The following is a 25220-nucleotide window of genomic DNA, read 5'->3' on the forward strand; positions in this document are numbered from 1 at the left end:
ACGTCGCCGCGTCTCATTCCCTGATGTTACCCGTGCGGTAAAAACCGGCGTCCACCTTTACCAGCGCCGAAGGCTCGGTGATCGCGGTGGACGTCACGCGTTGCAGGCCATGTGCGCGGCTGTACTCGAGTAGCTGCTGCAGTGCGTAGGCGCCCGCGCCGCGCAGCGCGCCCTCGGCGTCCGGCGTGATGACGTTGTCCGGCGCGCTGAGGGAATCGACGATACGCATGGTTTCGCTGTCCCCGTCGCGCTCAGTGCCGCGCCGCCCCTGCTGGATCGAGACGATGACGCCGCCATGCCGGACGACCACGAAGACCGTGCCGTCGCTGGTGCCGCCATGCGCGTCGCCATTGATATTGAAGGCGATCGAGACGGCGGCGCGGAGCAGGTCCTGGCGTTGCCGCTCGGCGCAGGGGATCAGCCCGCTCCGCGGCATCGTGCGCGCATACGCGGCATACCGTTTATGCCATGCATCGGTCGTGTTGATGATCTCCACCAGCGCGGCAAGATCGTCGGTATCGACGATCGTATGCGTGAAGGCGCCCGATTCCACCCACGTGCCGTGCTGCCGGATGCGCGGAACGATCGCCCGCGGCGTATAGCCTGCGAGGTCGATCGCGTACCGGCCGACCATGGCGGTGCGCGCGCGCGCCGCCATCGACGCGGGGGTCGCCGACGTGGCGGTGCAGCTTGCCGCCGAGGTAGATGGCGAGGCGGACGAGGCGGACGAAGAAGCGGACGAAGAAGCGGACGAAGAAGCGGACGAAGAAGCGGACGACAGTGGCGACCACGCGCCCAATGTCCCGAGCGCGGCGTTCGCGCGGTGAAACGCGCTCAGCGCGTCGGCGCGGCGCGTGTCGGTCGTGCCGGTCTGGTGCAGCACCGCGCCGACAAAGGCCGTGATGTCCTGCGTGTTCGCTGTGGTTTCGCCCACGCTGCCCCCACCGAGCACGTTGTCGATCGTGCGCGTGAAATGCGCGAGATCCCACTGGCGCGGGAATAGCACCTGATACAGCGTCACGATCAGCGTCGCGCGCGACAGGCAGGCGAGCGAGGGCACCGTGTCGCGTTTCATCCGCGGCGCGGCGGCGTAGTCGAGCGGGAAGCCACACGCATAGGCACCCGCCATCAGTCCCAGGGGATTGCGCCCATTGGCGAGGACGCTCACCAGATGGGCCGGTGGCAGGGCATCGCCGTCAGGCGTGACCGGTGCGGGCGGTGCGGTCGGCGCCAACGCCGGTTGCGCGGCCTTGCCGCACAAGCCCAGGAAGTAATTGACGACGTGAATCAGTTCGGGCGCCGCGTCGCAGGCAATATCCCGTCGCGGGCGATGCGCGGGCAAGTCCTCGTCCCGCGCGCTGCGGAGGATCGTATCCGTCAGCAATGGCGCGCCGCGGCGGTTGGCAGCCGTCTCGGGAACATACATGGACAGCCGCTCGGTCGGCGATTTCGGCCACGGCAGGCTCACGATCGGCGAAGACCGCAGGTAACCGCGTTTGGCATCGCTTTCGATCAATTGCAGATCGGTCGAACGGCCTTCACCGACGCTCAGCGCCACGCTGATATAGCGGGTGCCCGGCAGATAGCGCAGGTGTGACTGGATGCGCCGGGGTGCGCCGGCGATCAGGCTGACGTGGCGCTCGCCAAATGCGATCTGGACATCGTCGCCGTAGTTGAGCCGAAAGACGCGGCCCGCTTCAAGATCGTACGCGAGCAGCAGCTCTTTCGGCTGTGGATCCGTCCAGGCAGCGCCGAACGGCGACGACAGGTCGATGGTTTCGGCGAATGCTGGCGCCATCAGGCTTATTGCGGCCCCCAGCGCAACCACCATCGCGGTCCTCGGTGCGGTCCTCGGTGCGGTCCTCGGTGTGGTTCTCAGCGTGGTCTGCATTGCGACCCGCGACGTCATACGGCGGGCCATGGGCAATCGTGTTTTCATGCGCGGTCTCGGTGGTTGACGCGCACTCAGCATAAGAAAAGGCCTGCCGCCGACCTATCGCCTTCCTACGAAAGTTGCGGTCGCGCCGGCCGATACAGGCGAGATACAAAGATGTGGCACCATGACACTTTTTACGCAACCTGGAGTCACTACGATGGACCAGATCCGGCGGACCCTGCGCACCGATGTCATCCAGCATGTCGCCTTCGAGCATCCGGGCGTGATCGGCGATGTCCTGCAGGCGCGCGGTCATGCGTTGCGCGTGTTTCAGGCTGGCGTGGACGACCTGTCGCCGGTCGTGGCCGATCCGGCCGATCTGCTGCTGGTACTCGGTGGCCCGATCGGGGTCTATGAGTCGGACGTGTATCCGTGGCTCGATGCCGAGGTGGCCGTCATCGCCGAGCGGTTGCGGGCCGGTGGCGCGGTGATTGGCGTGTGCCTGGGCGCGCAGCTGATTGCGCGCGCATCGGGTGCGAAGGTCTATCCGGGGACGCGCGAGATTGGCTGGGCGCCCATCACGCCGACGGAGGCGGGCCGGGCGTCAGCGCTGGCCGCGCTGGGCGCGGCGGACTGGCAGGTGCTGCACTGGCATGGCGATACGTTCGATCTGCCCGAAGGGGCCACGCTGCTGGCATCGACGGATGCCGTCAAGCATCAGGCGTACGCGATCGGCGATCGGGTGCTGGCGTTGCAGTTTCACCCGGAAGTGCGCGCGGGCGATATCGAGACCTGGCTGATCGGGCATACGGTCGAACTCGGCAAGGCCGGGATCGATCCGCGCACGATCCGCGCGCGGACGCGCGAGATTGGGGAGTCGGTGGCCGCCGCCGGGGCGACGATGTTTGCGCGCTGGCTGGAGCAGGCGGGACTGTAGGCGCCGCCGACTGGTGTCGCTGCTGGTGCTGCTTACCGGAACCGCTTGCCGGTTCCCTCGGCGGTAATCCGCGCCCAGATCACGCGCTTTTCTTCTTCGCTGAAGAAAACCCAGTTGCTCACCTCGGCGGCCGTGCGGCCGCAACCCTGGCAAATTTCGTCGAACAGCGTCGAACAGATGCCAATGCACGGGCTATCGGGCCGATCGGGCGCGAGGCCCCGATCGGCATCGGCTTCAACATCGGCTTCGGCAGCGAGGGGCGTGGACAGGGCGGGGTCGGAAGGCAGGGCGGACATGCGGGCTATCGTCAGGCAACAGGCAGGCATTATACGGGCTCGGTCCGCGGCGCCTCCCGACGGCCATGCGCCGGAAGCGGTCAAATGCCCGCGATTGCGCCATGGCGTGCGGCATCGTCCATCGCGCGGTCACCCATCGCGCTGTCGCCCATCACACGGGCGGCTCGGTCCGGACCTCCGCGAGGTCGTCCAGTAATCGAAAGCCCGCGCGCTGATGGATCGTGGCGCTCGGTTCCGTGACCGCTTCGACGCGCACCGCGGTCATGCCACGCGCCTGGCAATAGCGCAGAAACGCCTGCAAGGCCGCGCTCCCCGCGCCCCGCACGGCGCCATCGCCATGGGGCGGCAGGACATTGGCCGGCGCGCTGACCATCAGCGTGATCTCGGCCTCCAGCGATCCATGCCGCGGAATCGTGCCAAGCAGCATGGCGGCCGGGACCCCTCGATAACGCACCAGCATGACGACGTTTTCCTCGCCGTCGTCGTCGCGTACCGCCGCCTCGATGCCCATGGCGGCCGAGAGGCCGGTCGAGGCCAGGAAGTCGCGCACGGTGTAGCCGTCGCTATCGGGGCAATCGTCGGCAAGCGCGGTGCGCAGGGCGTCGGGTCGCATGGCGAGCAGATACTCGCGTTGCCAGGTGTGCGCGATGTCGATGACCTGCCGCTGGCGTCCCATCTGACCGGCCTGCACCTCCGTGACCTCGAACGCGTCGTCCGCTTCGGTCCATTTGCCGTTGCGCCGCACGCGTGGCCGGACGTCCATCGGCGCGTATCGGGTCAGGTCGAGGTCGTACCGGCCCAGCGCGGCCCAGCGCAGGGCGGCGATCGACCGCTTGACGCCACCGCAGATGCCGGACGCGGATGTCTCGCCGGCGTGGCCCATCGCCGTTGCCCCCTCCATGTTCATCGTGCGCGCCACCGAGTAGGCACGGACCAGATTGGCATGATGGAATGCGGCCAGCGCTTCCGCGCGCCGCGTGTCTTGCGGACCGGTCTGCCAGCGCACGGCCTCGATCAGCGTCTGTTCGGCGCTGGCGTCCATCGTCCGGAGTCCGGTCGTGCCGCGCGCGAGGATATTGTCGATCACGGCGGTAAAGGCATCGAGGCGCCAGAGATCCTCGTACAAGACCTGGTACATCGTCACGATGGTCATGGCCCGGCTGACGCAATAGTCCTTGCCCGGCAGGCCGAGCGGGCGGCGTCCGCTCATCAGCGGGATGCGGCATGCGCGCTGTGCGGCGGCAACGGCCATCGGGTTGCCGTTCAGGCCGATATTGGTCAGCAGCAGCGCATCCGCGGGCGGCGGTGCCAGGGGCAGCGGCGAGCGCGGCAGTGCCGTCTGCGTCGGCGGCACCGGCAACGGCGCGATGGGCTGCGACGGCTCGGTGGTGCTGTCGTTGGCGCTGTCGTTGGTCGTGTCGTTGGCCGCGTCATGACACTGCTTGAGGGCGATCCGCTCGCAGTGCGCCGCGCGCACGCCCCGGTCATGGAAGGGACCGACCTCGAACAGCAGGTTCTCGAGCCGCACGGCCTTGGCGAACGACGCATTGCGGACCGATAGCACGGCATCCACGGGCTCGTCCCACGGGACATCGAGCCACGGTGTGGCCCCGATCAGGGCGTACTCCGCGCTCAACTGCATGACCATCACGGAGGCCGTATGTCCGGGCCGCAGTTCCATGGTGAACGCGTAGTAGCGCGTGCGTTTGTCGGACGGGAGCGACGCCATCGGGGCGATGGGATCGAGCATGCGTGCCACGGCGGACTGCTTGCGCATGCGCACCGAGATGCGCGCGCCGTATGTGACCTCGATATCGCGGCCCGGATCGGCGTCGAAGAGCATCATCACATACGGATTGCCATTGCCCGGGAACATATGCGGGCCGAAGATCGAGGCCAGGTCGTAGGCGTCGCCGGCCGGAATGACCACGGGCCCGAGCACCGGCGGTGGCTTCATGCGCGCGACATGGACCGAGCGGATGCGCTGGAGCATGTCGGCGCGCTGGAGGGCCTTGCCATCGAGGCTGCCGCGGAACGTCGCCATGGCGCCACGTCCCCGGAAATCCGTGAACGCATTGACGGTGAGCTGACTCGGGATGCGCATCGAGGACGCGAATGCAAAGAGGTCCGGCGTGTAGGTGCGCAGCGGCCCCGGGGGAAAGCACAGGCGCTTGCTCCTGAGCCGGGTGCCGCGATAGAAGCAGGCGGCCGGGAATACGGCCAGCACCGTGGCCGACGCCGGCGTCATGCCGCGCGCCTGCAGCGCCGACTCGCCGAGCGTGCCCCGCAACGCCCATATGGCGCCGTCGAAGGTCTCTTCGTCGGACACGTAGGCGACGGATCCCGGCGCCACCTCGATTTTGCCGATCGGGTAGTGGCCCGGCGCCTTGGGCAATCTTGCGTGCCGCGCCCGCAGGATGCCGTCGTCGGGTACGCACAGATACGGGTCGGTGGCCGCCTCGGTCTCGTACAGGCAGGCCTCGCCATGGCTCGCGGTGGGCAGCACGGCAAGTACCATGACGATCAGTGCGAACAGGGCGGCGCGCATGGCGTCAGGGCGCATCGGAAACTTCCGATGGGGGCGGTGGGGCCGAGGAGACCAGCGCGTTCCATTCGAAGCGATGGATCACCGGCGCCAGCGCAAGCGCGCCCTTTGCCGTGTTCCGCACCGAAAGCAACGCGTGAGCCGGCGCGGCGTTTGGCTCCTGCACGAGTTGCGTGGCGATCGGTGTCTCGCGTCTGTCCGACTGGATGATCTGGGCCAGCAGATCGGTACCGCCCGCCGTGGCGCCGATCTCCAGCGTGAGATAGCGGGTGCGCGCGTCGAAGCGGCGGTATTCGTCACGACGGGGGCGGCCGGTCGACACGATCATGCGGCCATTGCGTATATCCAGCCGCAGCACGCCGCCGTAGTCCACAATAAAGCTGCGGCCTGCCGCCAGAACGAACGTCAGGCGCGTATGGCCGGGCGTGCCCGGCGCCGCGCCCCGCACGGCATCGAGATCCCACGCATCGCTGGCCGCCACGGCACACCGCGCCGTGCACGCGGGGCGCGTGCGCAGGACCTGGACCGCGCGAATCGCGTCGTGGAGGCCGTCGCGCCGCAGCATGTCCGCATCGACATCGTCACGATACAACGCCGACTTGCCGATGCCGCTGTCGCTCCGGAACACGGCGACACTGTAGCCCGGCGGCACACGCACCGAAGAGACCGAGGAATCGAGCCTGGCCAGGTGCCTGCGCAGCGGTCCGGGCCCGAGGCACTGCGCCTTGCCGGCAAACGCGTCGTGTTCGTGGAAGCAGGCCATCTGGACCACGCGCGCCGACGCCAGCGTATGTCGCTGGATGCCTTGTGCGCGGAGTTCGGGGCCCTGCAGGGACCGCCGCAGACGCCAGATGCGTCCGTCGAAGTGCGTGCCATCGGTGACGATCAGGTCCTGGCCGGGCGCCACCTCGACGCGGTTGACCGGATAATGGTGCGCGGTGTCGGGATGTCCCATCGACAGATCCACGCTCTCGTCGGCACCGAGGCAGATGCGCGCGGGGGTGCCGGCGCCCGCGCCGTAGAAGCCCGTATCGCTGGCGATCAGGCAGCTTTTGGCGGGAAGCTCGCCGAAGTCGGCGGCCTCGGTCGCCCCGGCGGCTTCGGCCGATGCCGGTGGGCCATAGGACGTGCACAGGGCCAGCGCGGCCAGCCATGCAAGGCGTCTGGGTGAGCGTTCGGGTGAGCGTTCGGTTGAGCGGCCGGGTGAGCGTCTGGTTGAGCAGGGGAGTAGCGGGCGGATCATCGTCGCATCGGTCCGTGGCGGGTCTGGATGGATCCAAACTAACGCCGCCCCGGACGATGCGAAATCGCCGATGCGCGAAATCTTCCCCCTCCGCGCGGGAGGGGGCGTCAAACGATGACGATCAATACTTCCAGAAGATCTGCTGCAGCGCCTTCGTGTCGTTGGTACGCGTAAGGGCGAGCGCCATCAGGATGCGCGCCTTCTGCGGCAGCTGGTCGTCGGTGACGATCCAGTCGTACTTGTCGTCCGGCTGCTCGCCATTGCGGATGACCACGCCGCTGCCCGTGCGCGAGGCGCGGACGATCTGCACGCCCTTGGCCCGAGCGGCCTTGAGCGGCTCGACCATGTAGTCGCCGACGCTGCCGTTGCCCGTGGCCGCGTAGACGATGGCCTTCGCGCCGTTCTTCACCGCGGCATCGATGCTGGCCGGATTGACGTTGCCGTACGCGTAGACCACGGCCACCTCGGGCAGGCTGTCGATCCGGTCGATATCGAACTCGGTCTGCATCGTATGCGGACGCGCGGGCAGGCGGTAGTAGAGCGTGCGGCCTTCCACCACGTAGCCGAGCGGACCGAACGGCGAGCGGAACGTCTCGGTCTTGAACGTGTTGCTCTTGGTCACGTCGCGGCCGGTCTGGATCTCGTCGTTGAGCACGACCAGCGTGCCCTTGCCGCGCGAGGCGGGGTTCGACGCCACGAGCACCGCGTCGTAGAGGTTCAGCGCGCCGTCGGCGCCGAGCGCGGTGCCCGGACGCATCGAGCCGACCACGACCACGGGCTTGTCGCTCTTGAGCGTGAGGTTCAGGAAGTACGAGGTCTCTTCGATCGTGTCGGTGCCGTGCGTGATCACGATGCCGTCGACGTCGGGCTGCTTCAGCAGTTCGGAGACGCGCTTGCCGAGCTTCAGCAGGCGCTCGTTGTTGAAGCTCTCCGAGCCGATCTGGAAGATCTGCTCGCCCTTGACGTTGGCCACCTTCGAGATCTCGGGTACCGACGCGATGATCTTGTCCACGGGCACCACGGCCGATTGATAGGCGGCGGTGTTGGTGGCCGATGCGCCGGCGCCGGCAATGGTGCCGCCCGTGCCGATGATGACGATATTGGCCTTGCGGGCTTCGGTGGTGGCGCCCGGTTGCGCCACGGGCTGGGTGGCCGGGGCGAGTTGTGCGTGGGCGGGTGCGGTCAGCAGGCTTGCGGACAGCAGGGCTGCGGACAGCAGCGAGAGATGGATGGTGCGACGGATACTGCGGGTCTTGCGGTTCATGGTCCCCTCCTTGTTAGCGGAGGCACGCACTCTCGTGAAGCCGTGCCTCCGGGTTTTGGAGGGAGCACTATAGAGGAAAGATACCGGTTAGTTCAAGGTGTCCCCCGGCACGCGGATCCAGCCTTCCATCAGCACGCGCGCGCTGCGGCTCATGATCGCCTTGGTCACGACCCATTCGCCTTCCACGCGCTTTGCCTCGGCGCCCACGCGCAGCGTGCCCGACGGATGCCCGAAGCGCACGGCCTCGCGCTCGCCGCCGCCGGCGGCCAGGTTCACGAGCGTGCCCGGAATGCTCGCGGCGGTACCGATGGCCACGGCCGCGGTGCCCATCATCGCGTGATGCAGCACGCCCATGGAGAGCGCGCGCACGAGCAGATCGACGTCGCCGGCTTCCACGTTCCTGCCGCTCGATGCCACATAGCTCGCGGGCTTCGCCACGAACGCCACCTTGGGCGTGTGCTGGCGCGTCTTTGCCTCGGACGCGTCCTTGATGAGGCCCATGCGCAGCGCGCCCGCCGTCCGGATGGTCTCGAACATCGCCAGCGCCCTGGGGTCGCTGTTGATATCGCGCTGGAGCTCGGTGCCCTTGTAGCCGATGGCCTCGGCTTCGATGAAGATCGTCGGAATGCCCGCGTTGATCATCGTGGCCTTGAGCGTGCCGACGCCCGGCACCACGAGGTCATCGACCACATTGCCGGTCGGGAACATCGAGCCGCCGCCCGCGTCGGGTTCGTCGGCCGCCGGGTCCATGAACTCGAGCTGCACTTCGGCGGCCGGGAAGGTCACGCCGTCGAGTTCGAAGTCCCCGGTCTCCTGCACCTGGCCATCGGTGATCGGCACGTGCGAAACGATGGTCTTGCCGATATTCGCCTGCCAGATCCGCACGGTCACGGTGCCGTTGCGCGGAATGCGGCTGGCCTCGATAAAGCCGTTGCTGATCGCGAACGGTCCGACCGCCGCCGACAGGTTGCCGCAGTTGCCGCTCCAGTCGACGAACGGCGAGTCGATCGATACCTGACCGAACAGGTAATCGACGTCGTGGTCGGGCCGCGTGCTCTTGGAGATGATCACCGTCTTGCTCGTGCTCGACGTGGCGCCGCCCATGCCGTCGATCTGCTTGGCATACGGGTCGGGGCTGCCGATGACGCGCAGCAGCAGCTTGTCGCGCGCGGCGCCCGGGACTTGCGCGCGTTCCGGCAGATCCTGCAGGCGGAAGAACACACCCTTGCTGGTGCCGCCACGCAGATAGGTGGCGGGAATCTTGATTTGCGGTGCGTGTGCCATGTTGCGTCCTTGTCTTTGTGCCCCGGTCAGGCGGCCTGCGCCGATTCGAGGAAGTCCTGCGCGAAGCGCTGCAGCACGCCGCCCGCTTCGTAGATCGAGACTTCCTCGGCGGTATCGAGGCGGCATTGCACGGGCACTTCCACGCGCTCTCCATTCTTGCGAACGATCACGAGCGTGAGTTCGGCGCCCGGCCTGCGTTCGCCGATCACGTCGAAGGTCTCGGTGCCGTCGATGCCGAGCGTCGTGCGATTGGTGCCCGGCTTGAACTCGAGCGGGAGCACGCCCATGCCGACGAGGTTCGTGCGGTGGATGCGCTCGAACCCTTCGGCGACGATCGCTTCCACGCCCGCGAGCCGTACACCCTTGGCCGCCCAGTCGCGCGACGAGCCCTGGCCATAGTCGGCGCCGGCAATGATGATCAGCGGCTGCTTGCGCTCCATGTAGGTCTCGATGGCTTCCCACATGCGCGTGACCTTGCCCTCGGGCTCGATGCGCGCGAGCGAACCGGCCTTGACCTGTCCATCCACCACGACCATCTCGTTCTTCAGCGTCGGGTTGGCGAATGTGGCCCGCTGTGCGGTGAGGTGGTCCCCGCGGTGCGTCGCGTACGAATTGAAGTCTTCCTCGGGCAGGCCCATCTTCGCCAGATACTCGCCGGCCGCGCTGTTCAGCAGGATGGCGTTCGATGGCGACAGGTGGTCCGTCGTGATGTTGTCGCCCAGTACCGCCAGCGGACGCATGCCGCGCAGCGTGCGCTCGCCGGCCAGCGCGCCTTCCCAATACGGCGGGCGGCGGATATACGTGCTCTGCGGACGCCAGTCGTACAGCGGATCGGCCGTCTCGCCGTTGTCCACGGTCAGCGCGAACATCGGCTCGTACACGGCGCGGAACTGCGATGGCTTGACGCTCTGCGCAACGATCGCATCGATCTCTTCGTCGCTCGGCCAGATATCCTTGAGCGTCACGGGCTTGCCGTCCGCGTCATGACCGAGCACATCGCGCTCGATGTCGAAGCGGATGGTGCCCGCGATCGCATAGGCGACCACCAGCGGCGGGGAGGCGAGGAACGCCTGCTTCGCGTACGGGTGGATGCGGCCGTCGAAGTTGCGGTTGCCGGACAGCACGGCCGTGGCATACAGGTCGCGGTCGATGATCTCCTTCTGGATGACCGGATCGAGCGCGCCCGACATGCCGTTGCAGGTCGTGCAGGCAAAGGCGACGATGCCGAAGCCGAGCTTCTCCAGCTCCGGCAGCAGGTTCGAGGCTTCGAGGTAGAGCTCCACCGCCTTGGATCCCGGCGCCAGCGACGACTTGACCCACGGCTTGCGCGTGAGGCCGCGCGCGTTCGCATTGCGGGCAAGCAGCGCCGCCGCGATCACGTTGCGCGGGTTGCTCGTGTTCGTGCAGCTGGTAATGGCGGCGATGATCACCGCGCCGTCGGGCATCTGGCCCGGCACTTCCTCCCACTTGCCCGCGATGCCGCGCGCGGCAAGGTCGGACGTGGGCAGGCGCTTGTGCGGGTTCGACGGGCCGGCCATGTTGCGCACGACCGTCGACAGGTCGAAGTGCAGCGTGCGCTCGTACTCGGCATGGGCGAGGCTGTCGGCCCACAGGCCGGCCGTCTTCGCGTAGGTCTCGACCAGCGCCACCTGCTCGTCGCTGCGGCCCGTGAGCTTCAGGTAGTCGATGGTCTGGCCGTCGATAAAGAACATCGCGGCGGTGGCGCCGTATTCCGGTGCCATGTTCGAGATGGTCGCGCGGTCGCCGAGCGTCAGGCTCGCGGCGCCTTCGCCCCGGAACTCCAGATACGCGCCGACGACCTTTTCCTTGCGCAGGAATTCGGTCAGGGCCAGCACGATATCGGTGGCGGTGATGCCGGGCTGGCGGCGTCCGGTCAGCTCCACGCCGACGATATCGGGCAGGCGGATCCACGACGCGCGGCCGAGCATCACGTTCTCGGCTTCCAGGCCGCCCACGCCGATGGCGATGACGCCCAGCGCATCGACGTGCGGCGTGTGGCTGTCCGTGCCGACGCAGGTATCGGGATAGGCCACGCCGTTGTCGGCATGGATCACCGGCGACATCTTCTCCAGATTGATCTGGTGCATGATGCCGTTGCCCGGCGGGATCACGTCGACGTTGCGGAACGCCTTCTTGGTCCAGTTGATGAAGTCGAAGCGGTCCTCGTTGCGGCGGTCCTCGATGGCGCGGTTCTTCGCGAACGCATCGGGGTCGAAGCCGCCGCACTCCACGGCCAGCGAGTGGTCGACGATCAGCTGCGTCGGTACCACGGGATTGACGAGGGCGGGGTCGCCGCCTGCATCCGCGATGGCATCGCGCAGGCCCGCGAGGTCGACGAGCGCGGTCTGGCCCAGGATGTCGTGGCAGACCACGCGTGCGGGAAACCACGGGAAGTCGAGGTCGCGCTTGCGTTCGATGAGCTGGCGCAGCGACGCGGTGAGCGTGGCGGGGTCGCAGCGGCGCACGAGGTTTTCGGCCAGCACGCGGGAGGTGTAGGGCAGCCTGTCGTAGGCACCGGGCTCGATGGCCTCGACCGCGGCGCGCGTGTCGAAGTAATCGAGGTCGGTACCCGGAAGGCGCTTGCGATATTCAGTATTCATGATGTGGGGCCCTTCGTTGTACGCCCTCTCCCGTCGGGGAGAGGGCCGGGGTGAGGGCGGTGAGGGCAGGGAAGCTTAACGCTTCTCGATCGGCACGAACTTCAGGTTTTCGGGACCCGTGTAGTTGGCGCTCGGACGGATGATCTTGTTGTCGATGCGTTGCTCGATGATGTGCGCGGCCCAGCCCGACGTGCGCGCGATCACGAACAGCGGGGTGAACATCGCCGTGGGCACGCCCATCATGTGGTAGCTCACCGCGCTGAACCAGTCGAGGTTCGGGAACATCTTCTTGGCGTCCCACATCACGGTTTCCAGACGCTCCGCGATATTGAACATCTTCATCGAGCCCGCGTCCTTGGACAGCTTGCGCGCCACTTCCTTGATGACCTGGTTGCGCGGGTCGCCGATCGTGTACACGGGGTGGCCAAAGCCGATGACCACTTCCTTGTTCTCCACGCGGCGGCGGATATCGGCCTCGGCCTCGTCCGGCGTGTCGTAGCGCTTCTGCACTTCGAACGCGACCTCGTTGGCGCCACCGTGCTTGGGACCGCGCAGCGCGCCGATCGCGCCGGCGATCGACGAGTACATGTCAGAGCCCGTGCCCGCGATCACGCGCGCGGCAAACGTCGAGGCGTTGAACTCGTGCTCCGCGTACAGGTTCAGCGAGGTCTGCATCGCGCGTTCCCAGAGCTTCGATGGCGTTTTGCCGTGGAACAGCGTGAGGAAGTGTCCGGCGATCGTGTCGTCGTCGGTTTCCACTTCCACGCGGCGGCCGTTATGGCTGTAGTGGTACCAGTACAGCAGCATCGAACCGAGGCTGGCCATCAGGCGGTCCGCGATATCGCGCGCGCCCGGTGCGTTGTGGTCGTCCTTCTCCGGCAGCACCGTGCCGAGCACGGACACGCCGGTGCGCATCACGTCCATCGGATGCGCGCTGGCGGGCACCCATTCGAGCGCGGCCTTCACGTTGGCGGGCAGGCCGCGCAGCGACTTCAGCTTGGCCTTGTACGCGGCCAGTTCGGCCTTGGTCGGCAGCTTGCCATGCACGAGCAGGTGGGCGATTTCCTCGAACTCGCACGTGTCGGCGACATCGAGGATGTCATAGCCGCGATAGTGGAGGTCATTGCCGCTGCGGCCCACCGTGCAGAGCGCGGTATTGCCTGCCGCCACGCCGGACAGCGCGACGGATTTCTTGGGCTTGGGCGTGGCGAGCGGTTGTGCTTCGGACATGGGGGTCTCCTGTGTTGTGCTGGTGCTGGTCGATGTTGTGGTGGCGGGGCGGCGTGCCATCAGCGCCCCTTGCCCTTGGCGAACAGGGCGTCCAGCTTCTGTTCGTAATCATGGTAGCCGATGCGTTCATACAGTTCCTGACGGGTCTGCATGGTATCGACGACGTTCTTCTGCGTGCCGTCGCGGCGAATCGCCTCGAAGACATTCTCCGCGGCCTTGTTCATCGCGCGGAAGGCCGACAGCGGGTACAGCACCATCGACACGCCGACCGAGGCCAGTTCGTCGCGGGTGAAGTAAGGCGTGGCGCCGAACTCGGTGATATTGGCGAGGACCGGCACCTTCACCGCATCGACGAAGCGGCGGTACATCTCGAGGTCGGTCATGGCTTCCGGGAAGATCGCGTCGGCGCCGGCTTCCACGCAGGCTACCGCGCGCGCGAGTGCGGCATCGAAGCCTTCCACGGCCAGCGCGTCGGTGCGGGCCATGATCACGAAGTTCTCGTCGGTCCGTGCATCGACGGCCGCCTTGACGCGATCGACCATCTCGTCCTGCGTGACGATTTCCTTGTTCGGACGGTGGCCGCAACGCTTGGCGCCGACCTGGTCCTCGATATGCATGGCGGCCGCGCCGAACTTGATCAGCGAGCGCGTGGTGCGCGCCACGTTGAAGGCCGACGAGCCGAAGCCCGTATCGACATCGACCAGCAGGGGCAGGTCGCAGACGTCCGTGATGCGGCGGATATCGGTCAGGACGTCGTCGAGATTCGAGATGCCGAGGTCGGGCATGCCCAGCGAACCGGCCGCGACGCCGCCGCCGGACAGGTAGATGGCCCGATAGCCGGACCGCTTCGCGAGCAGCGCGTGATTGGCGTTGATCGTGCCAGGGATCTGCAGCGGACGTTCATCGGCGAGGGCCTGACGGAAGCGGGCACCGGCGGAGCGGGCGAGATCGGCGGCGGAGAAGGTCATGAGGTATGAGGTCGCTGTGAGTTGGGCAACTGCTGACAGGCGCAAGGGGTGTGCCATGTTTGACAGGGATTTCGAACGCTCGTGCGGCGTATCGCATAACCTGTTTCTAATCAATGCTTTAGCGGGCTTAGTTGATCTTGTGTCTCCGATATGGGGCCAAGCATATAGCACTTTGGTAGTCGCCGGATTTCAATATTGAAATGCGATTGAATTTCAGAATTGAAATATCGAGTGGACCGGCGCAGAATGATGCCAATCCAATATACGCCCGCCCCATGACGACACAGCAACCCGCGCCGGCGGTACCGGCGCCCATCACGGGGCGGCCCCGCATCTGGACCGTCGGGATCAGCCGCCTGACCCGCGCCTTCGCGGAGCTGATTCCGTCCTATACCGCGCAGGCCGAATTCCGGATCCTCGACAAGGGCTACGACGCCGCCGCGAGCGCGATCGCGCGCGATGGCCGCGTGGATGTGGTCGTCGCCGGCGGGTCCAACGGCGCGTATCTGCGCCAGCACGTCGATGTGCCCGTGGTGCTCGTCAAGGTGACGGGGTTCGACGTGATGAGCGCGCTGGCCACCGCGCGGCGCATCTCGCCGCACGTGGCGCTGGTCACGCATGCCTCCACGTACGCCGAAGTCGATGAATTCCTGCGCGCGTTCTCGCTGACCGTGGCCACCTACACGTACCTGACCGAGGACGATGCGACCGCGCGCGTGCGCGCGCTCAAGGAAGAAGGCGTGCGCGTGATCGTCGGCCCCGGCATGGTGACCGACCTCGCCGAGCGGTATGGGCTCGTCGGCGTGTTCCTGTACTCGGGCAATGCGGTGCGGCTCGCGCTGGAGGATGCGATCGAGGCCGCGCGGCTGCGGCGCATCGAGGCCACGCGGCGCGACTATGTGAACACGATTCTCGCGCACCTCAACGAGGGTGTGGCGGCCGTCGATGTGGAGGGGCGCATCCAGTCGTTCAACCCGGCCATGGAGCGGTTTCTCGGCATTACGGCGCCGGCCGCCGCGGGGCGCAAGCTGGCGGCGGTGGCACCGGGCCTTGGGCTCGAAGGCGTGATGCAGAGCGGCACGCAGGAGCTCGAGGCGATTCATCGGCTGGGCGACCGCATGGTCGTGGTCAACCGGATTCCGATCGTCGGGGAGGCGGGTACCACGGGGGCGGTGCTGACGATCCAGGACGCCAATGCGATCCATCGCGTGGACCGCAATCTGCGCTCGCGCAGCCGCGCGCGGCGGGCGGGCGTGCGCTATACGCTCGACGACCTGGCCGGTGCGTCCGCCGCGATGACCGATCTGCGCGCGCTGGCGCGGCGGTATGCGATGGTCGATTCCACCGTGCTGATCGGCGGCGAGAGCGGGACCGGCAAGGAAGTGCTCGCGCAGGGCATGCACGATGCGAGTCCGCGCCGGGCGTTTCCGTTCGTGGCGGTCAATTGCGCGGCGTTTCCGGAGACCCTGCTCGAGAGCGAACTGTTCGGCTACGAGGAGGGCGCGTTTACCGGGGCGCGACGGGGCGGGCGCGCAGGCCTGTTCGAGTCCGCGCATAACGGCACGTTGTTTCTCGACGAGGTGGGCGACATGCCGCCGGCGCTGCAGACGCGATTGCTGCGCGTGCTGCAGGAGAAGCAGGTGCTGCCGATTGGCGGGCTCGAAGCGATTCCCGTCAATGTGCGCGTGATTGCTGCCACCCACCGGGACCTGTCCGCGCTCGTGCGCGAAGGGTCGTTCCGGCAGGATCTGTATTACCGGCTCAATATCCTGCGCATCGACATGCCGCCGCTGCGCGAGCGCGCGCAGGACCTGCCCGATCTGGCCGAGCTGCTGTACCGGCGCGCGCAGGAGCGGCTGGCCATTGCGCGGCCGACGCCGTTGCCGGCGCCCGTGCGCAAGCGGCTGGCCGATTATGCGTGGCCCGGGAATATTCGCGAACTGGAGAACGTGACCGAACGCATCGCGGTCATGATCGCGGGGCGGAAGCTCGATGGGGCCGCGCTGCTGCGGGATTTGCAGGCCGCGGTGCCGGAGCTCTTTCCGGCGACGGTGGGAACGGATATCGACGCCGGCGACGCGCCGCTGCCGGCAACGATGCCGGTGCCCGAGCCGGGGCAGGCGGCGGGGCTCGCCGCCGGCGGCAGCCGGTCGCTGGCCGGGGTCTCCCGCGCGAGCCAGGCCGCGCATATCCGCCGCGTGCTGGCCGAATGCGGCGGCGATCGGGCGGCCGCGTGCCATTTGCTGGGTATCAGTCCCACGACGCTGTGGCGGCGGCTCCGGGAGCCGGTGGCTACCTGAAATCCGTCGCAAGTGGTCATTGGCCGGGACCGGCAGGCGGCCTATCGTGGGTGGGATATCCAACTCGATGCTCAAGCGATGCCTCTTCGGCTCGATGCCTGTCAGGCCAACCGTCCCGCCATGGACCTGCTGCTGCGGCTCGACCGCCGCAGTGACGGTTACCGGCTCGAACATTCGCTGGCGGACCTCGTGCGCCTGCGTGTGTCGCTGCTGAACGGCTGTCCGTACTGCATCGACCTCCACACCACGCGCGCGCGCCGCGCGGGCGAGATGGATGCGCGCATCGACTTGCTGCCCGCGTGGCGCGACAGCGCGCTGTACACCGATCGGGAGCGCGCGGCGCTCGCATGGTCCGAGGCCGTGACGCGACTGGCCGACCACGTTCCCGATGCCGCGTGGGACGCGGTGCGGCCGCATTTTTCGGACCGCGAACTCGTCGATCTGACGTTGCTCGTCAACGCGATCAATGCGCTGAACCGGTTCGGGATCGCGTTCCGCCGCGCGCCGGCATGGCGTTAGCGGACAAACAGGTCGCGATCCGCGTCCCCCTTGCGTTTGGGCCCGTCGCGCGCGTCGGTGTCTGCGCCGACCGGTGCCGGCAGCGGCGGCTGCGTTGCCGGATCGTCCTCGATCATCGCGACGAGGTACTGGCTATTCATCGCCCGCGCGTAGTTCGCGAACCGGCCGATCGCATACGGGATCGCGCCACGCACGGCATCGTCGCCATAGGGCGGCAGCAGCGATGTGGCCGGTATCGCGACCGCGTGAATGCGTGCAAGACTGCGGCCGAATGCGCCAAGGCTGCCATGCAGCACGGCCACCACGCGGCCGCGATGCCGCACCGCCACCAGTACCGTCGACCAGTACGCGGGAATCTGTAACGCGGCGATCGCGCTTTCCACGGCATGGAGCCCATGGCTGGCCACGCGCAGCTGGTCTTCCGACGCCAGTACGTGGCCGCGGTACTGCGCGCGCCAGCCGATCAGCAACTGTTCCAGTTGCTGGCGCGCCATGTCGTTGGCCCCGGAGGTCCGTGTCTCGAGCAATTCCGCCGTCAGCGAGGCCTGCATGTCGAGCGCCCAGCGCCCGCTTCCGCGTTGCCGGCGCAGCGGCGTCGGAAATGCCGGCCATGGGCGATCCTGCAGGCGCCAGCCATAGATGCCGAGCCACGGCATGCCCGGCAGATGGGTGCGGACCTCGGGCACGTTGTCGGCGCGCAGCGGCGCGGGCAGTATCGCCGAACGGTCCTGCGGCCACGCGCGGGTGGCCGCGGCTTCCAGGTCCAGCAGCCCGATGCGTGCGAGCGGCGGGAGCGGCGCGGTGGGATGGTTCTGCCGGATGACCGGCAGTTCGCCCGATATGGGCTCCGGGTGCGCGTCGTGCGTCACGGCCTCGACAAACGCGCGCGCCATATAGGGGTCCGCGCGCGGCATGCCGAGGTCGTGGTGGCGGACCGCCTGCGTGTAGGCAAAGTCGAACTGCGCGATATCCCACCGCTGGGTCGGCGAGATCGAGGCGATGACCCGGCGATACAGCGCGACGGCCAGCGCGATCTGCACCGTGCAGGCGACCAGCGCGGAGGGGAGGTCCCGCCGGATGCGCGCGCTGTCCGCCGGTGCATCGGTATCGCGCGGGCAGGCGTCCCAGGCTGGCGCGCAGGACATATCGAGCAGGTACATCGCGGCCGTCGCCATAGCGGCCGCGCAGTGGTAGCGGGGAATGGCGATATCCGCCGTGCGCGGCGGCAGTGCCGCCCCCTGGGAGGCGGTTGCCCGCGCGCTCTCCATGGTGAAGACGGCGGCCGTCAGGAGAACGGGAGCGAGATACGCCGACGGCGGCGGGCAAGACGGAGCATGCATGGCGAGGTGGCAAGACGGACACGCCTTGACCCTATGCCGCAAGGGCGCGCCTCGCCATCAAGCTTTTCCTAAACTCCCGCGAACCGGTTCAGACCGGCGTCTTGCGGAACGAAATCGCGAAACGGTTCCAGCTGTTGATGGTGGCCACCAGCAGCGTGAGGTCGACGATCTCGGCCTCGCTGAAATGCGGGTGGACCGCTTCCCAGACGGTATCGGGCACGTGGTCCCGCGCGACCAGCGTCACGGCCTCGGTCCAGGCGAGCGCCGCGCGTTCGCGCGCGGAGAAGAACGGGGTCTCGCGCCAGACGGACAGCGTGGCCAGGCGGCGGTCGTCTTCGCCGCCCTTGCGCGCATCGGCGGTATGGAGGTCGATACAGAACGCGCAGCCGTTGATCTGAGAGGCGCGCAGACGCACGAGTTCGATCAGCGACGGTTCGAGGCCGCTTTTGCCGATGCGGTCTTCCAGACCCATCATCGCCTTGATGGCTGCGGGGCTGGCCTTGTAGAAATCGAGACGGGGTGCCATGGTTTGCTCCGGTATGGGTATCGCGTGGATGCGGTTGACAGGAGCAAGAGTAGGCAGGACAGTGGCTTTCCGAAATGACCGCTTTCGCGTATTTTCAGGTAGCCACTGCCGCGGGCACGTTATGGGAACTCGCGTTCCGGAATGCTGACGTTGCGCGCCTTGCCCTCGACGCTGTACAGCGTGAGGATGTTCTTCGCGAAGCTCGTGCCCGTGGCCTCCTGGATCTCCTTGAGGTCGAATCGCTCCGAGCGGAAGATTTCGCCGGTGTCCAGGCTCCGGTATCGCACGTCGTAGCTGCCCGGCGCGATATTCTCCATCGTGAACGATGTGCCGCTGCGCACGTAGCTCGTGCGGACCGGCAACGGTCGCGTGTTGTCCATCGACACGAGTTTCAGGAACACGTCGAACTTGTTGCGCGTATTGTCGATCGTCACCATCGACAGGCCGTCGGTGTTCAGCACGGGATAGCCGGGCACATAGCCCGAGCGTTCCGGCCACGGCTCGCCCTTCGGCGTGAGCGTCGGGCGGATATAGCGCGTCTCTTCGCGGGTGGAGATGATGCTCGACGCGATGGCGGCGGGCGAGGGTGGCGAGGGCGGGGGCGCGGCGGCTGCGGTCACCGCCGGCGCCGGGTCCGTGGCGGCATTGGCGGCGGGCGTCTCGATGCTCGCACCCGGTACCCAGTCGCTCAGCAGCACGAGGATCGCGGTCGCGGCCAGCGAATACACGATCAACGACCACGACCGGCCCGAGAGGCGCGCGGGCTGGAAGCCATCTTCGCGCATCGGACGTTCCTCGCGGCGCCTGTTGCGGCTTTCGCGCTCGTCGGCACGCTCCCGTTCGCGGCGGTCCCGGTCGGCGCGCTCGGCGCGGCGCTGCTGTTCGGCCTCGTGCTCGCGGCGCTCCCGCTCCCGCTGGCGTTCCTTCTCCTGTTCCCGTGCCTTCTCCCGCGCTTTCTCCCGCTCCTTCTCGGCCCTTGCCGCCTTCTCGGCTTCGGCCTTGCGCGCGCGTTCCCGCGCCGATTGCGCCGATTGCGCCGATTGCGCCGATTGCGCCTGCGACGGCTGCTGGGGCTGGGCCTGCGGCCGCGGTGGCGCCTGCGGGCGCGGCGCGGTACCGGCCGCAGTACCGGCAGCGGTGCCGGGCCGGGCCGCCGCGGGCCGCCGGCCGCGCTGGGCCTCGAGTTTCTCCTGCGTGGCGATCCAGCGGTCGTGTTCCTCGCGCTTGACCGGGTCGCTCAGCACTTCGTAGGCGGCGTTGATCAGCCGCATGATGCGGTTGGCCTCGTCGCCGTCCGCATGACGGTCCGGATGGTATTTCTGGCTCAGCGACTTGTACGCGGCGCGAATGACCTCGAACGGCGCGTCGCGGGAAACCTTCAGGTTGTCGTAATGGGTGTGCATCAACAGGGGGCGGCAAGGCCGGGAGTGGCCCGCTCGTGTTAACGGCAGGCTGGCCGAATTTTGAAGTGTCGCCGTTCCTGAAGGGGTTGGGAAGTCGCCTAATGTGGGGAGGCAGACGCACGGCCGCAGGTTCGTCCCCCGGCTTGTCCCTCGATCGGGTGCCTCGGTTCGCGTGCCTCGGTTCGCGCGCCTCAGTTCGCGCGCCTCAGTTCGCGCGCCGCTCCAGCGCCGTCTTCAGCCGGTCCACGCCCGCGCGGATGCGGTCGGTGCCGATGCCGCCGTAGCCGAACAGCAGCCCCGGCCGCGGCCGCGCCGCGACGTACATGCCCGAGATTCCGTAGACGCCCACGCGCGCGGCCGTGGCGCGTTCGATGACCATGGCTTCCGCCGTGGGGTCCGTGGCGCGGATCTCGGCCGCGAGGTGGATGCCGGCCGAGGAGGGCAGCGGCACGAGCCAGGGCGACAGCTCGTGCTCGAGTGCATGCCGCAGCAGCGCGCGGCGCGCCGCGTACTCCTTGTGCATGCGCCGCAGATGCTTGGAGAAGTAGCCGTCGAGCATGAACTTGGCCAGCGCGGTCTGCGTCATCGTGCAGCTGTGCCAGTCCCCGATCTGCTTGGCCTTGCGCATCGCCACGCCGAGCGGCGCGGGTGGAATCACGTAGCCGACGCGCAATTCGGGGAAGATGGTCTTGGAGAACGTGCCCACATAGGCGACCACACCGGCCTTGTCGAGGCTCTTGAGGGACTCGACGGGACGTCCCTCGAAGCGGTACTCGCCGTCGTAGTCGTCCTCGACGATCAGCGCGCCGTGATGCTGCGCCCAGTCCAGCAGCGCAAGCCGGCGCTCGAGGCTCATCGGCATGCCGAGCGGAAACTGATGGGACGGCGTCACATAGACGATGCGCGCCTCGGGGGGGAGCCGGTCGACGACGATCCCTTCGGCATCGACGGGCACCGGCACCACGTTCGCGCCGGCAGCGAGCAGGCTGGTGCGCGCCGGCGGATAGCCGGGGTCCTCCACCGCGACGATGTCGCCGGGCCGCAGCGCCACGCGCGCGAGCAGGTCGATGGCCTGCTGCGCGCCCTGGGTCATGATCACGTCCTGCCAGTTGCTGACCACGGCGCGGCTGAAGGCGAGGTAGCGCGAGACCGCGAGGCGCAGTTCCTGCTCGCCGGCGGGGTCGCGGTAGCCACCGGGCGCGCGCGCGAGCACACGCAATGCGTGGCTGACGCACCGGCGCCACTGGTCGAACGGGAACAGCGCCTTGTCGGTGACGCCGCCGATGAAGTCGAACTCGGGCGGCCGTTCCCGCGAGGGCATCGGCAGCACATCGGGCAACGATTCCCAGATTTCGACCGAGGGCTGCAGCATGGCCGTGCGCGGCGGCTTCGGCGCCAGCCGCGTCATTTCGTCGGCCACGAACGTGCCGTCGCCCGTGCGCGACCGCAGGTAGCCCTCGGCAATCAGGCGCTCGAACACGTCGAGCGTGGTCTTGCGCGAGACGCCGAGCTGCATCGCGAGCTCGCGCGTGGAGGGTAGCCGCTCCCCCGGCGCGAGGCGCCCGTCGATGACCCCGGCGCGCAACTGCCGGTAGATCTGGCCCGCCAACCCCTGGCGGCCGTGAATCGTCAAGTGCACGTTCATGGTGATGAAGGACGTTCGGTGCTTGGTTTTAGTGGTCACGTCACACATCGGAAGCGAGCTTGATTCTAGATACCGGTGGGCATCATCGCCAAGGCGGTTCCGTGCATTGCCGGGCAATTCTAAAAAAGATGCATTATCGGTGCAACTTATTTGTCGTCATGCGGCCCGCGCACCGGAGAAGCGTACGGGACGCTGCCGCACCGCGTCAAACGGGTGTTCGGGTGGTCACCCCAAAATCGAGGGAAGTGGCTATGTGTGGTTATCCAGTCGCTGCCGTAAATTCCGCAATGTCGGGCCTGCCCGCCCGGCGCGGCACGCGTCCGTCCATCACCGCCATTGCCATGAATACCATCGCTATCCTGCTATCGGCCTTTCTGCTGTCGGTGTTCGCACTGCTGGCATTCATCTGGGCCATGCAGCGCGGCCTGTTCGATACCTCGCCGGACGCCGCGCGCGTGATCTTCTCCGAAGGCGAGACCGGTCACCCCGAAGATCCTTCCGCGCCGAACGGCGGCCAGGGCATCGTCGATCCGTCGCGCGATGCGGCCGACCGCTCGTCCGCGCAGGTCGTGTTCCTGTTCCTGTGCTGCGCGATGGTCTGGCTCGTGGTCGCGTCGGCGGCCGGGCTGACGGCCTCCATCAAGCTGCACGAGCCGGATCTGTTCGCATCGGTGCCGTGGCTGTCGTTCGGCCGCATCCGTACCATCCACCTCAATGCCGTGGCCTATGGCTGGGCGCCGATGGCCGGGCTCGGCATCGCGCTGTTCCTGCTGCCTCGGCTGCTCAAGACGCCGCTCGTCGGGGGACGCTGGGCCGTGGTGGGCGCCGCGATCTGGAATGCCGCGCTGATCGCGGGCATCGGCAGCATCGGGGCCGGGATCTCGGACGGCCTCGAATGGCTCGAGATTCCGTGGCAGGTCGATATCCTGTTCGTCGCGGGCGGGGCGCTGGTCGGTATTCCGCTCTTGCTCACGCTCGTCAACCGCACCGTCAGCCATCTGTACGTCTCGGTCTGGTATATGGGGTGCGCGCTGTTCTGGTTCCCGGTGCTGTTCCTCGTGGCCAACTTCCCGGGGCTGCATTTCGGCGTGGAGCAGGCGACCATGAACTGGTGGTTCGGCCACAACGTGCTGGGCCTGTTTTACACGCCGCTCGCGCTGGCCTCCATCTACTATTGCCTGCCCAAGATCATCGGGCAGCCCGTGAGGTCGTATGGCATGTCGCTGCTCGGTTTCTGGGCGCTGGCGTTCTTCTACGGGCAGGTTGGCGGCCACCATCTGGTGGGCGGTCCGGTGCCGGGCTGGCTCGTCACGCTGTCCATCGTGCAGAGCATGATGATGCTGATTCCGGTCATCGCGTTCTCGATCAACCTGCACCAGACGCTGAAGGGCAACTTCCGCCGGCTGATCGACTCGCCAACGCTGCGTTTCGTGACGTTCGGCAGCATGATGTACACGGTCAGTTCCGCGCAGGGCTCGTTCGAGGCGCTGCGGGCCGTCAACCGTATCACGCACTTCACGCACTACACGGTCGCGCACGCGCATATCGGGCTCTATGCGTTCGTGAGCTTCGCGTTCTTCGGCGCGATCTACTTCATTCTCCCGCGCGTGATCGGCCGCGAATGGCCGTACCGCTGGATGATCTACTGCCACTTCTGGCTCGCCGCCGGCGGCATCGGCGTGTACTTCGTCGGCTTGTCGATCGGCGGCTGGTACCAGGGGCTCGCCATGCTCGACGCCTCGCGCCCGTTCATGGATTCGGTGACGCTGACCATTCCGTACCTCAAGGCCCGGTCGATCGGCGGCGCGATGATGCTGGTCAGCCATCTGTTCTTCGCCGCCAATTTCGTCAGCGCGATCTTCGGGCTCGGTCCCAATCGCCACCGGCCGGCCCTGTTCCATCAGGGACGCGATGGGCATGAGGGTCGAAACCCCGCGCAGGGAGTCTGAACCGTGAACAATGAAAGCGCCCTGCTGGCCGGGGGCATGACCATGCTGGCGCTGGCCACGAGCGCGCTGGTCGTGATTCCGTACCTCCAGCTCAAGGACATCAAGCCGACCGAAGGCATCAAGCCGTACACGGCCGCGCAGCTGCGCGGGCGCGAGGTCTATATCGCCAACGGCTGCATCTACTGCCATTCGCAGCAGCCGCGCGACAGCAGCTTCGCGCCCGATGCCAGGCGTGGATGGGGCCGGGTCTCGGTGGCCGGCGATTACTACTACGACAATCCGCATCTGCTCGGCACGATGCGGACCGGACCGGACCTCATGAATATCGGTGTGCGGCAGCCGAGCGCGGACTGGCACCTGGGCCATCTGTACCAGCCGCGCGCGTACGTGGGCGGCAGCATCATGCCGAGCTATCCGTACCTGTTCGACGTGAAGGATGCGGCCGAGCCCGGCGACAAGCCCGTGGCGCTGCCGCCCGGCTACGCGCCGCCGAACAAGGTGGTGGTGCCGAAGGCGGAGGCGCTGGACCTCGTGGCCTATCTGCAGTCGCTGAACCGGACCGGCGCGGTATTGCCGCCGGACGGCGGCATGTCCCCGAAATAAGCACGGAGCCTCGCAGATGGATGAACGATCCGAAACCCAGCAGGCCGCGGCGGCACGGGCGCGCGAGAACGTCGACCCGCATGAGGGCAGGGCGCCGATTCCCAGGACGGTGCTCGCGCTGATTGCGGGGCTGATCGCGTTTGGCGCGATCTATATCCTGATGGCGCCGATCAACGTGCCGTCGGGGCTCGGCGACGCGCGCACGACCGCCGATCTGGTCGGCAAGCCCAGGCCGGCCGGCGGCGCGGTGGATGGCGCGGCGGTGTTCCAGAGCCGCTGCGTGGCCTGCCATCAGGCCACGGGGCAGGGCCTGCCCGGCGTGTTTCCGCCGCTGGCCGCGTCGGAATGGGTCAATGGCAAGGACACCCGGCTCGCGGCCATCGTGCTGCGGGGAGTCAACGGCAAGCTGACCGTCAGGGGGACGGCCTACAACGGGGCGATGCCGCCGTTTGCGGACCAGCTCGGCGATGCGGAGCTGGCGGCCGTGCTGACGCATGTGCGCAGCCAGTGGGGCAATACGTCGCCGCCGGTCACGGCGGAGACCGTGGCGGCGGTCCGGGCCGAGACCGCGGACATGAAGGCGCCGTTCGATGGCGACGCGGCGCTCGGCAGTCCGGGTGGCTAGCGGGGCGAGCGTCGTTTCCCATGCCGGGGCGCGACCGCGCTGGCCG

19 protein-coding genes are annotated in these 25220 nt (G+C 67.6%); 6 read left to right on the forward strand and 13 right to left on the reverse strand.

Annotated elements, in window-relative coordinates:
• Positions 1–13: 13 nt before the first annotated feature.
• Positions 14–1972 carry a hypothetical protein gene (locus tag FOB72_RS32130; RefSeq protein WP_191002198.1) on the reverse strand — a complete coding sequence of 653 codons (1959 nt, stop codon included), beginning with the start codon at positions 1970–1972 and terminating at the stop codon, positions 14–16.
• A gap of 121 nt (positions 1973–2093) precedes the next feature.
• On the opposite strand from FOB72_RS32130, the gene FOB72_RS05660 reads away from it, so the two are divergent.
• On the forward strand, positions 2094–2813 hold the full coding sequence (locus FOB72_RS05660) for a glutamine amidotransferase (protein ID WP_150371641.1): 720 nt from the start codon (positions 2094–2096) through the stop codon (positions 2811–2813).
• 32 nt (positions 2814–2845) lie between these two features.
• Here the strand turns inward: FOB72_RS05660 and FOB72_RS05665 are convergent, their stop codons facing one another.
• The 8 genes from FOB72_RS05665 to prpB form a co-directional block, all read right to left on the reverse strand.
• Positions 2846–3109 carry a DUF1289 domain-containing protein gene (locus FOB72_RS05665; protein ID WP_150371642.1) on the reverse strand — a complete coding sequence of 88 codons (264 nt, stop codon included), beginning with the start codon at positions 3107–3109 and terminating at the stop codon, positions 2846–2848.
• Between the two features lie 151 nt (positions 3110–3260).
• A complete protein-coding gene (locus tag FOB72_RS05670; RefSeq protein ID WP_150371643.1) occupies positions 3261–5672 on the reverse strand; it encodes a hypothetical protein in 2412 nt (803 codons plus the stop codon).
• Entirely contained in the window at positions 5662–6897 is a 1236-nt protein-coding gene (locus tag FOB72_RS05675) for a hypothetical protein (protein ID WP_150371644.1), read from the reverse strand. The genes FOB72_RS05670 and FOB72_RS05675 overlap by 11 nt, the downstream gene beginning before the upstream one ends.
• A 121-nt stretch (positions 6898–7018) precedes the next feature.
• Positions 7019–8161, reverse strand: a complete 1143-nt coding sequence (locus tag FOB72_RS05680; protein WP_191002199.1) for an asparaginase — start codon at positions 8159–8161, stop codon at positions 7019–7021.
• An 87-nt stretch (positions 8162–8248) separates the two neighbouring features.
• On the reverse strand, positions 8249–9445 hold the full coding sequence (gene prpF, locus FOB72_RS05685) for a 2-methylaconitate cis-trans isomerase PrpF (RefSeq protein WP_150371645.1): 1197 nt from the start codon (positions 9443–9445) through the stop codon (positions 8249–8251).
• Positions 9446–9471: 26 nt separating this feature from the next.
• Positions 9472–12066 carry a Fe/S-dependent 2-methylisocitrate dehydratase AcnD gene (gene acnD, locus FOB72_RS05690; protein ID WP_150371646.1) on the reverse strand — a complete coding sequence of 865 codons (2595 nt, stop codon included), beginning with the start codon at positions 12064–12066 and terminating at the stop codon, positions 9472–9474.
• A 75-nt stretch (positions 12067–12141) separates the two neighbouring features.
• Entirely contained in the window at positions 12142–13296 is a 1155-nt protein-coding gene (gene prpC / locus FOB72_RS05695) for a 2-methylcitrate synthase (RefSeq protein ID WP_150371647.1), read from the reverse strand.
• 59 nt (positions 13297–13355) lie between these two features.
• Entirely contained in the window at positions 13356–14264 is a 909-nt protein-coding gene (gene prpB / locus FOB72_RS05700) for a methylisocitrate lyase (RefSeq protein ID WP_150371648.1), read from the reverse strand.
• A gap of 275 nt (positions 14265–14539) precedes the next feature.
• Between prpB and prpR the strand changes: the two genes are divergently transcribed.
• Together prpR and FOB72_RS05710 are read left to right on the forward strand one after the other, a co-directional pair.
• A complete protein-coding gene (prpR, locus tag FOB72_RS05705; RefSeq protein WP_150371649.1) occupies positions 14540–16564 on the forward strand; it encodes a propionate catabolism operon regulatory protein PrpR in 2025 nt (674 codons plus the stop codon).
• 78 nt (positions 16565–16642) lie between these two features.
• Positions 16643–17083 (forward strand): carboxymuconolactone decarboxylase family protein, encoded by a 441-nt coding sequence (locus FOB72_RS05710; protein WP_150371650.1) that lies wholly within the window; start codon positions 16643–16645, stop codon positions 17081–17083.
• Here the strand turns inward: FOB72_RS05710 and FOB72_RS05715 are convergent.
• The 4 genes from FOB72_RS05715 to FOB72_RS05730 form a co-directional block, all read right to left on the reverse strand.
• Positions 17080–18423, reverse strand: a complete 1344-nt coding sequence (locus tag FOB72_RS05715) for a hypothetical protein (protein WP_150371651.1) — start codon at positions 18421–18423, stop codon at positions 17080–17082. The two genes, FOB72_RS05710 and FOB72_RS05715, sit on opposite strands and share 4 nt — an antisense overlap.
• A gap of 88 nt (positions 18424–18511) precedes the next feature.
• Complete coding sequence (locus FOB72_RS05720) at positions 18512–18949, reverse strand: carboxymuconolactone decarboxylase family protein (RefSeq protein WP_150371652.1); 438 nt, start codon at positions 18947–18949, stop codon at positions 18512–18514.
• 119 nt (positions 18950–19068) lie between these two features.
• Positions 19069–20352 (reverse strand): J domain-containing protein, encoded by a 1284-nt coding sequence (locus FOB72_RS32420; RefSeq protein WP_223851483.1) that lies wholly within the window; start codon positions 20350–20352, stop codon positions 19069–19071.
• A 205-nt stretch (positions 20353–20557) separates the two neighbouring features.
• A complete protein-coding gene (locus FOB72_RS05730) occupies positions 20558–21997 on the reverse strand; it encodes a PLP-dependent aminotransferase family protein (RefSeq protein ID WP_150371653.1) in 1440 nt (479 codons plus the stop codon).
• 341 nt (positions 21998–22338) lie between these two features.
• On the opposite strand from FOB72_RS05730, the gene FOB72_RS05735 reads away from it, so the two are divergent.
• Genes FOB72_RS05735 through FOB72_RS05745 form a run of 3 tightly spaced genes read left to right on the forward strand, consistent with a single transcriptional unit; the run spans position 22339 to position 25174 of the window.
• Positions 22339–23946 (forward strand): cbb3-type cytochrome c oxidase subunit I, encoded by a 1608-nt coding sequence (locus FOB72_RS05735; RefSeq protein WP_150371654.1) that lies wholly within the window; start codon positions 22339–22341, stop codon positions 23944–23946.
• A gap of 3 nt (positions 23947–23949) precedes the next feature.
• Positions 23950–24549, forward strand: a complete 600-nt coding sequence (locus FOB72_RS05740) for a cbb3-type cytochrome c oxidase subunit II (protein WP_191002200.1) — start codon at positions 23950–23952, stop codon at positions 24547–24549.
• A gap of 16 nt (positions 24550–24565) precedes the next feature.
• Complete coding sequence (locus FOB72_RS05745) at positions 24566–25174, forward strand: c-type cytochrome (protein ID WP_150371655.1); 609 nt, start codon at positions 24566–24568, stop codon at positions 25172–25174.
• Positions 25175–25220 lie beyond the last annotated feature (46 nt).

This window comes from Cupriavidus pauculus (assembly GCF_008693385.1).
Classification (GTDB): domain Bacteria; phylum Pseudomonadota; class Gammaproteobacteria; order Burkholderiales; family Burkholderiaceae; genus Cupriavidus; species Cupriavidus pauculus_D.

Excerpts from the sequence above, each read along its gene's own strand:
- FOB72_RS32130 (WP_191002198.1), bottom strand. The coding sequence starts at position 1,972 with ATGCTGAGTGCGCGTCAACCACCGAGACCGCGCATGAAAACACGATTG.
- FOB72_RS05660 (WP_150371641.1), top strand. The coding sequence starts at position 2,094 with ATGGACCAGATCCGGCGGACCCTGCGCACCGATGTCATCCAGCATGTC.
- FOB72_RS05665 (WP_150371642.1), bottom strand. The coding sequence starts at position 3,109 with ATGTCCGCCCTGCCTTCCGACCCCGCCCTGTCCACGCCCCTCGCTGCC.
- FOB72_RS05670 (WP_150371643.1), bottom strand. The coding sequence starts at position 5,672 with ATGCGCCCTGACGCCATGCGCGCCGCCCTGTTCGCACTGATCGTCATG.
- FOB72_RS05675 (WP_150371644.1), bottom strand. The coding sequence starts at position 6,897 with ATGATCCGCCCGCTACTCCCCTGCTCAACCAGACGCTCACCCGGCCGC.
- FOB72_RS05680 (WP_191002199.1), bottom strand. The coding sequence starts at position 8,161 with ATGAACCGCAAGACCCGCAGTATCCGTCGCACCATCCATCTCTCGCTG.
- prpF (WP_150371645.1), bottom strand. The coding sequence starts at position 9,445 with ATGGCACACGCACCGCAAATCAAGATTCCCGCCACCTATCTGCGTGGC.
- acnD (WP_150371646.1), bottom strand. The coding sequence starts at position 12,066 with ATGAATACTGAATATCGCAAGCGCCTTCCGGGTACCGACCTCGATTAC.
- prpC (WP_150371647.1), bottom strand. The coding sequence starts at position 13,296 with ATGTCCGAAGCACAACCGCTCGCCACGCCCAAGCCCAAGAAATCCGTC.
- prpB (WP_150371648.1), bottom strand. The coding sequence starts at position 14,264 with ATGACCTTCTCCGCCGCCGATCTCGCCCGCTCCGCCGGTGCCCGCTTC.
- prpR (WP_150371649.1), top strand. The coding sequence starts at position 14,540 with ATGACGACACAGCAACCCGCGCCGGCGGTACCGGCGCCCATCACGGGG.
- FOB72_RS05710 (WP_150371650.1), top strand. The coding sequence starts at position 16,643 with ATGCCTCTTCGGCTCGATGCCTGTCAGGCCAACCGTCCCGCCATGGAC.
- FOB72_RS05715 (WP_150371651.1), bottom strand. The coding sequence starts at position 18,423 with ATGCATGCTCCGTCTTGCCCGCCGCCGTCGGCGTATCTCGCTCCCGTT.
- FOB72_RS05720 (WP_150371652.1), bottom strand. The coding sequence starts at position 18,949 with ATGGCACCCCGTCTCGATTTCTACAAGGCCAGCCCCGCAGCCATCAAG.
- FOB72_RS32420 (WP_223851483.1), bottom strand. The coding sequence starts at position 20,352 with ATGCACACCCATTACGACAACCTGAAGGTTTCCCGCGACGCGCCGTTC.
- FOB72_RS05730 (WP_150371653.1), bottom strand. The coding sequence starts at position 21,997 with ATGAACGTGCACTTGACGATTCACGGCCGCCAGGGGTTGGCGGGCCAG.
- FOB72_RS05735 (WP_150371654.1), top strand. The coding sequence starts at position 22,339 with ATGAATACCATCGCTATCCTGCTATCGGCCTTTCTGCTGTCGGTGTTC.
- FOB72_RS05745 (WP_150371655.1), top strand. The coding sequence starts at position 24,566 with ATGGATGAACGATCCGAAACCCAGCAGGCCGCGGCGGCACGGGCGCGC.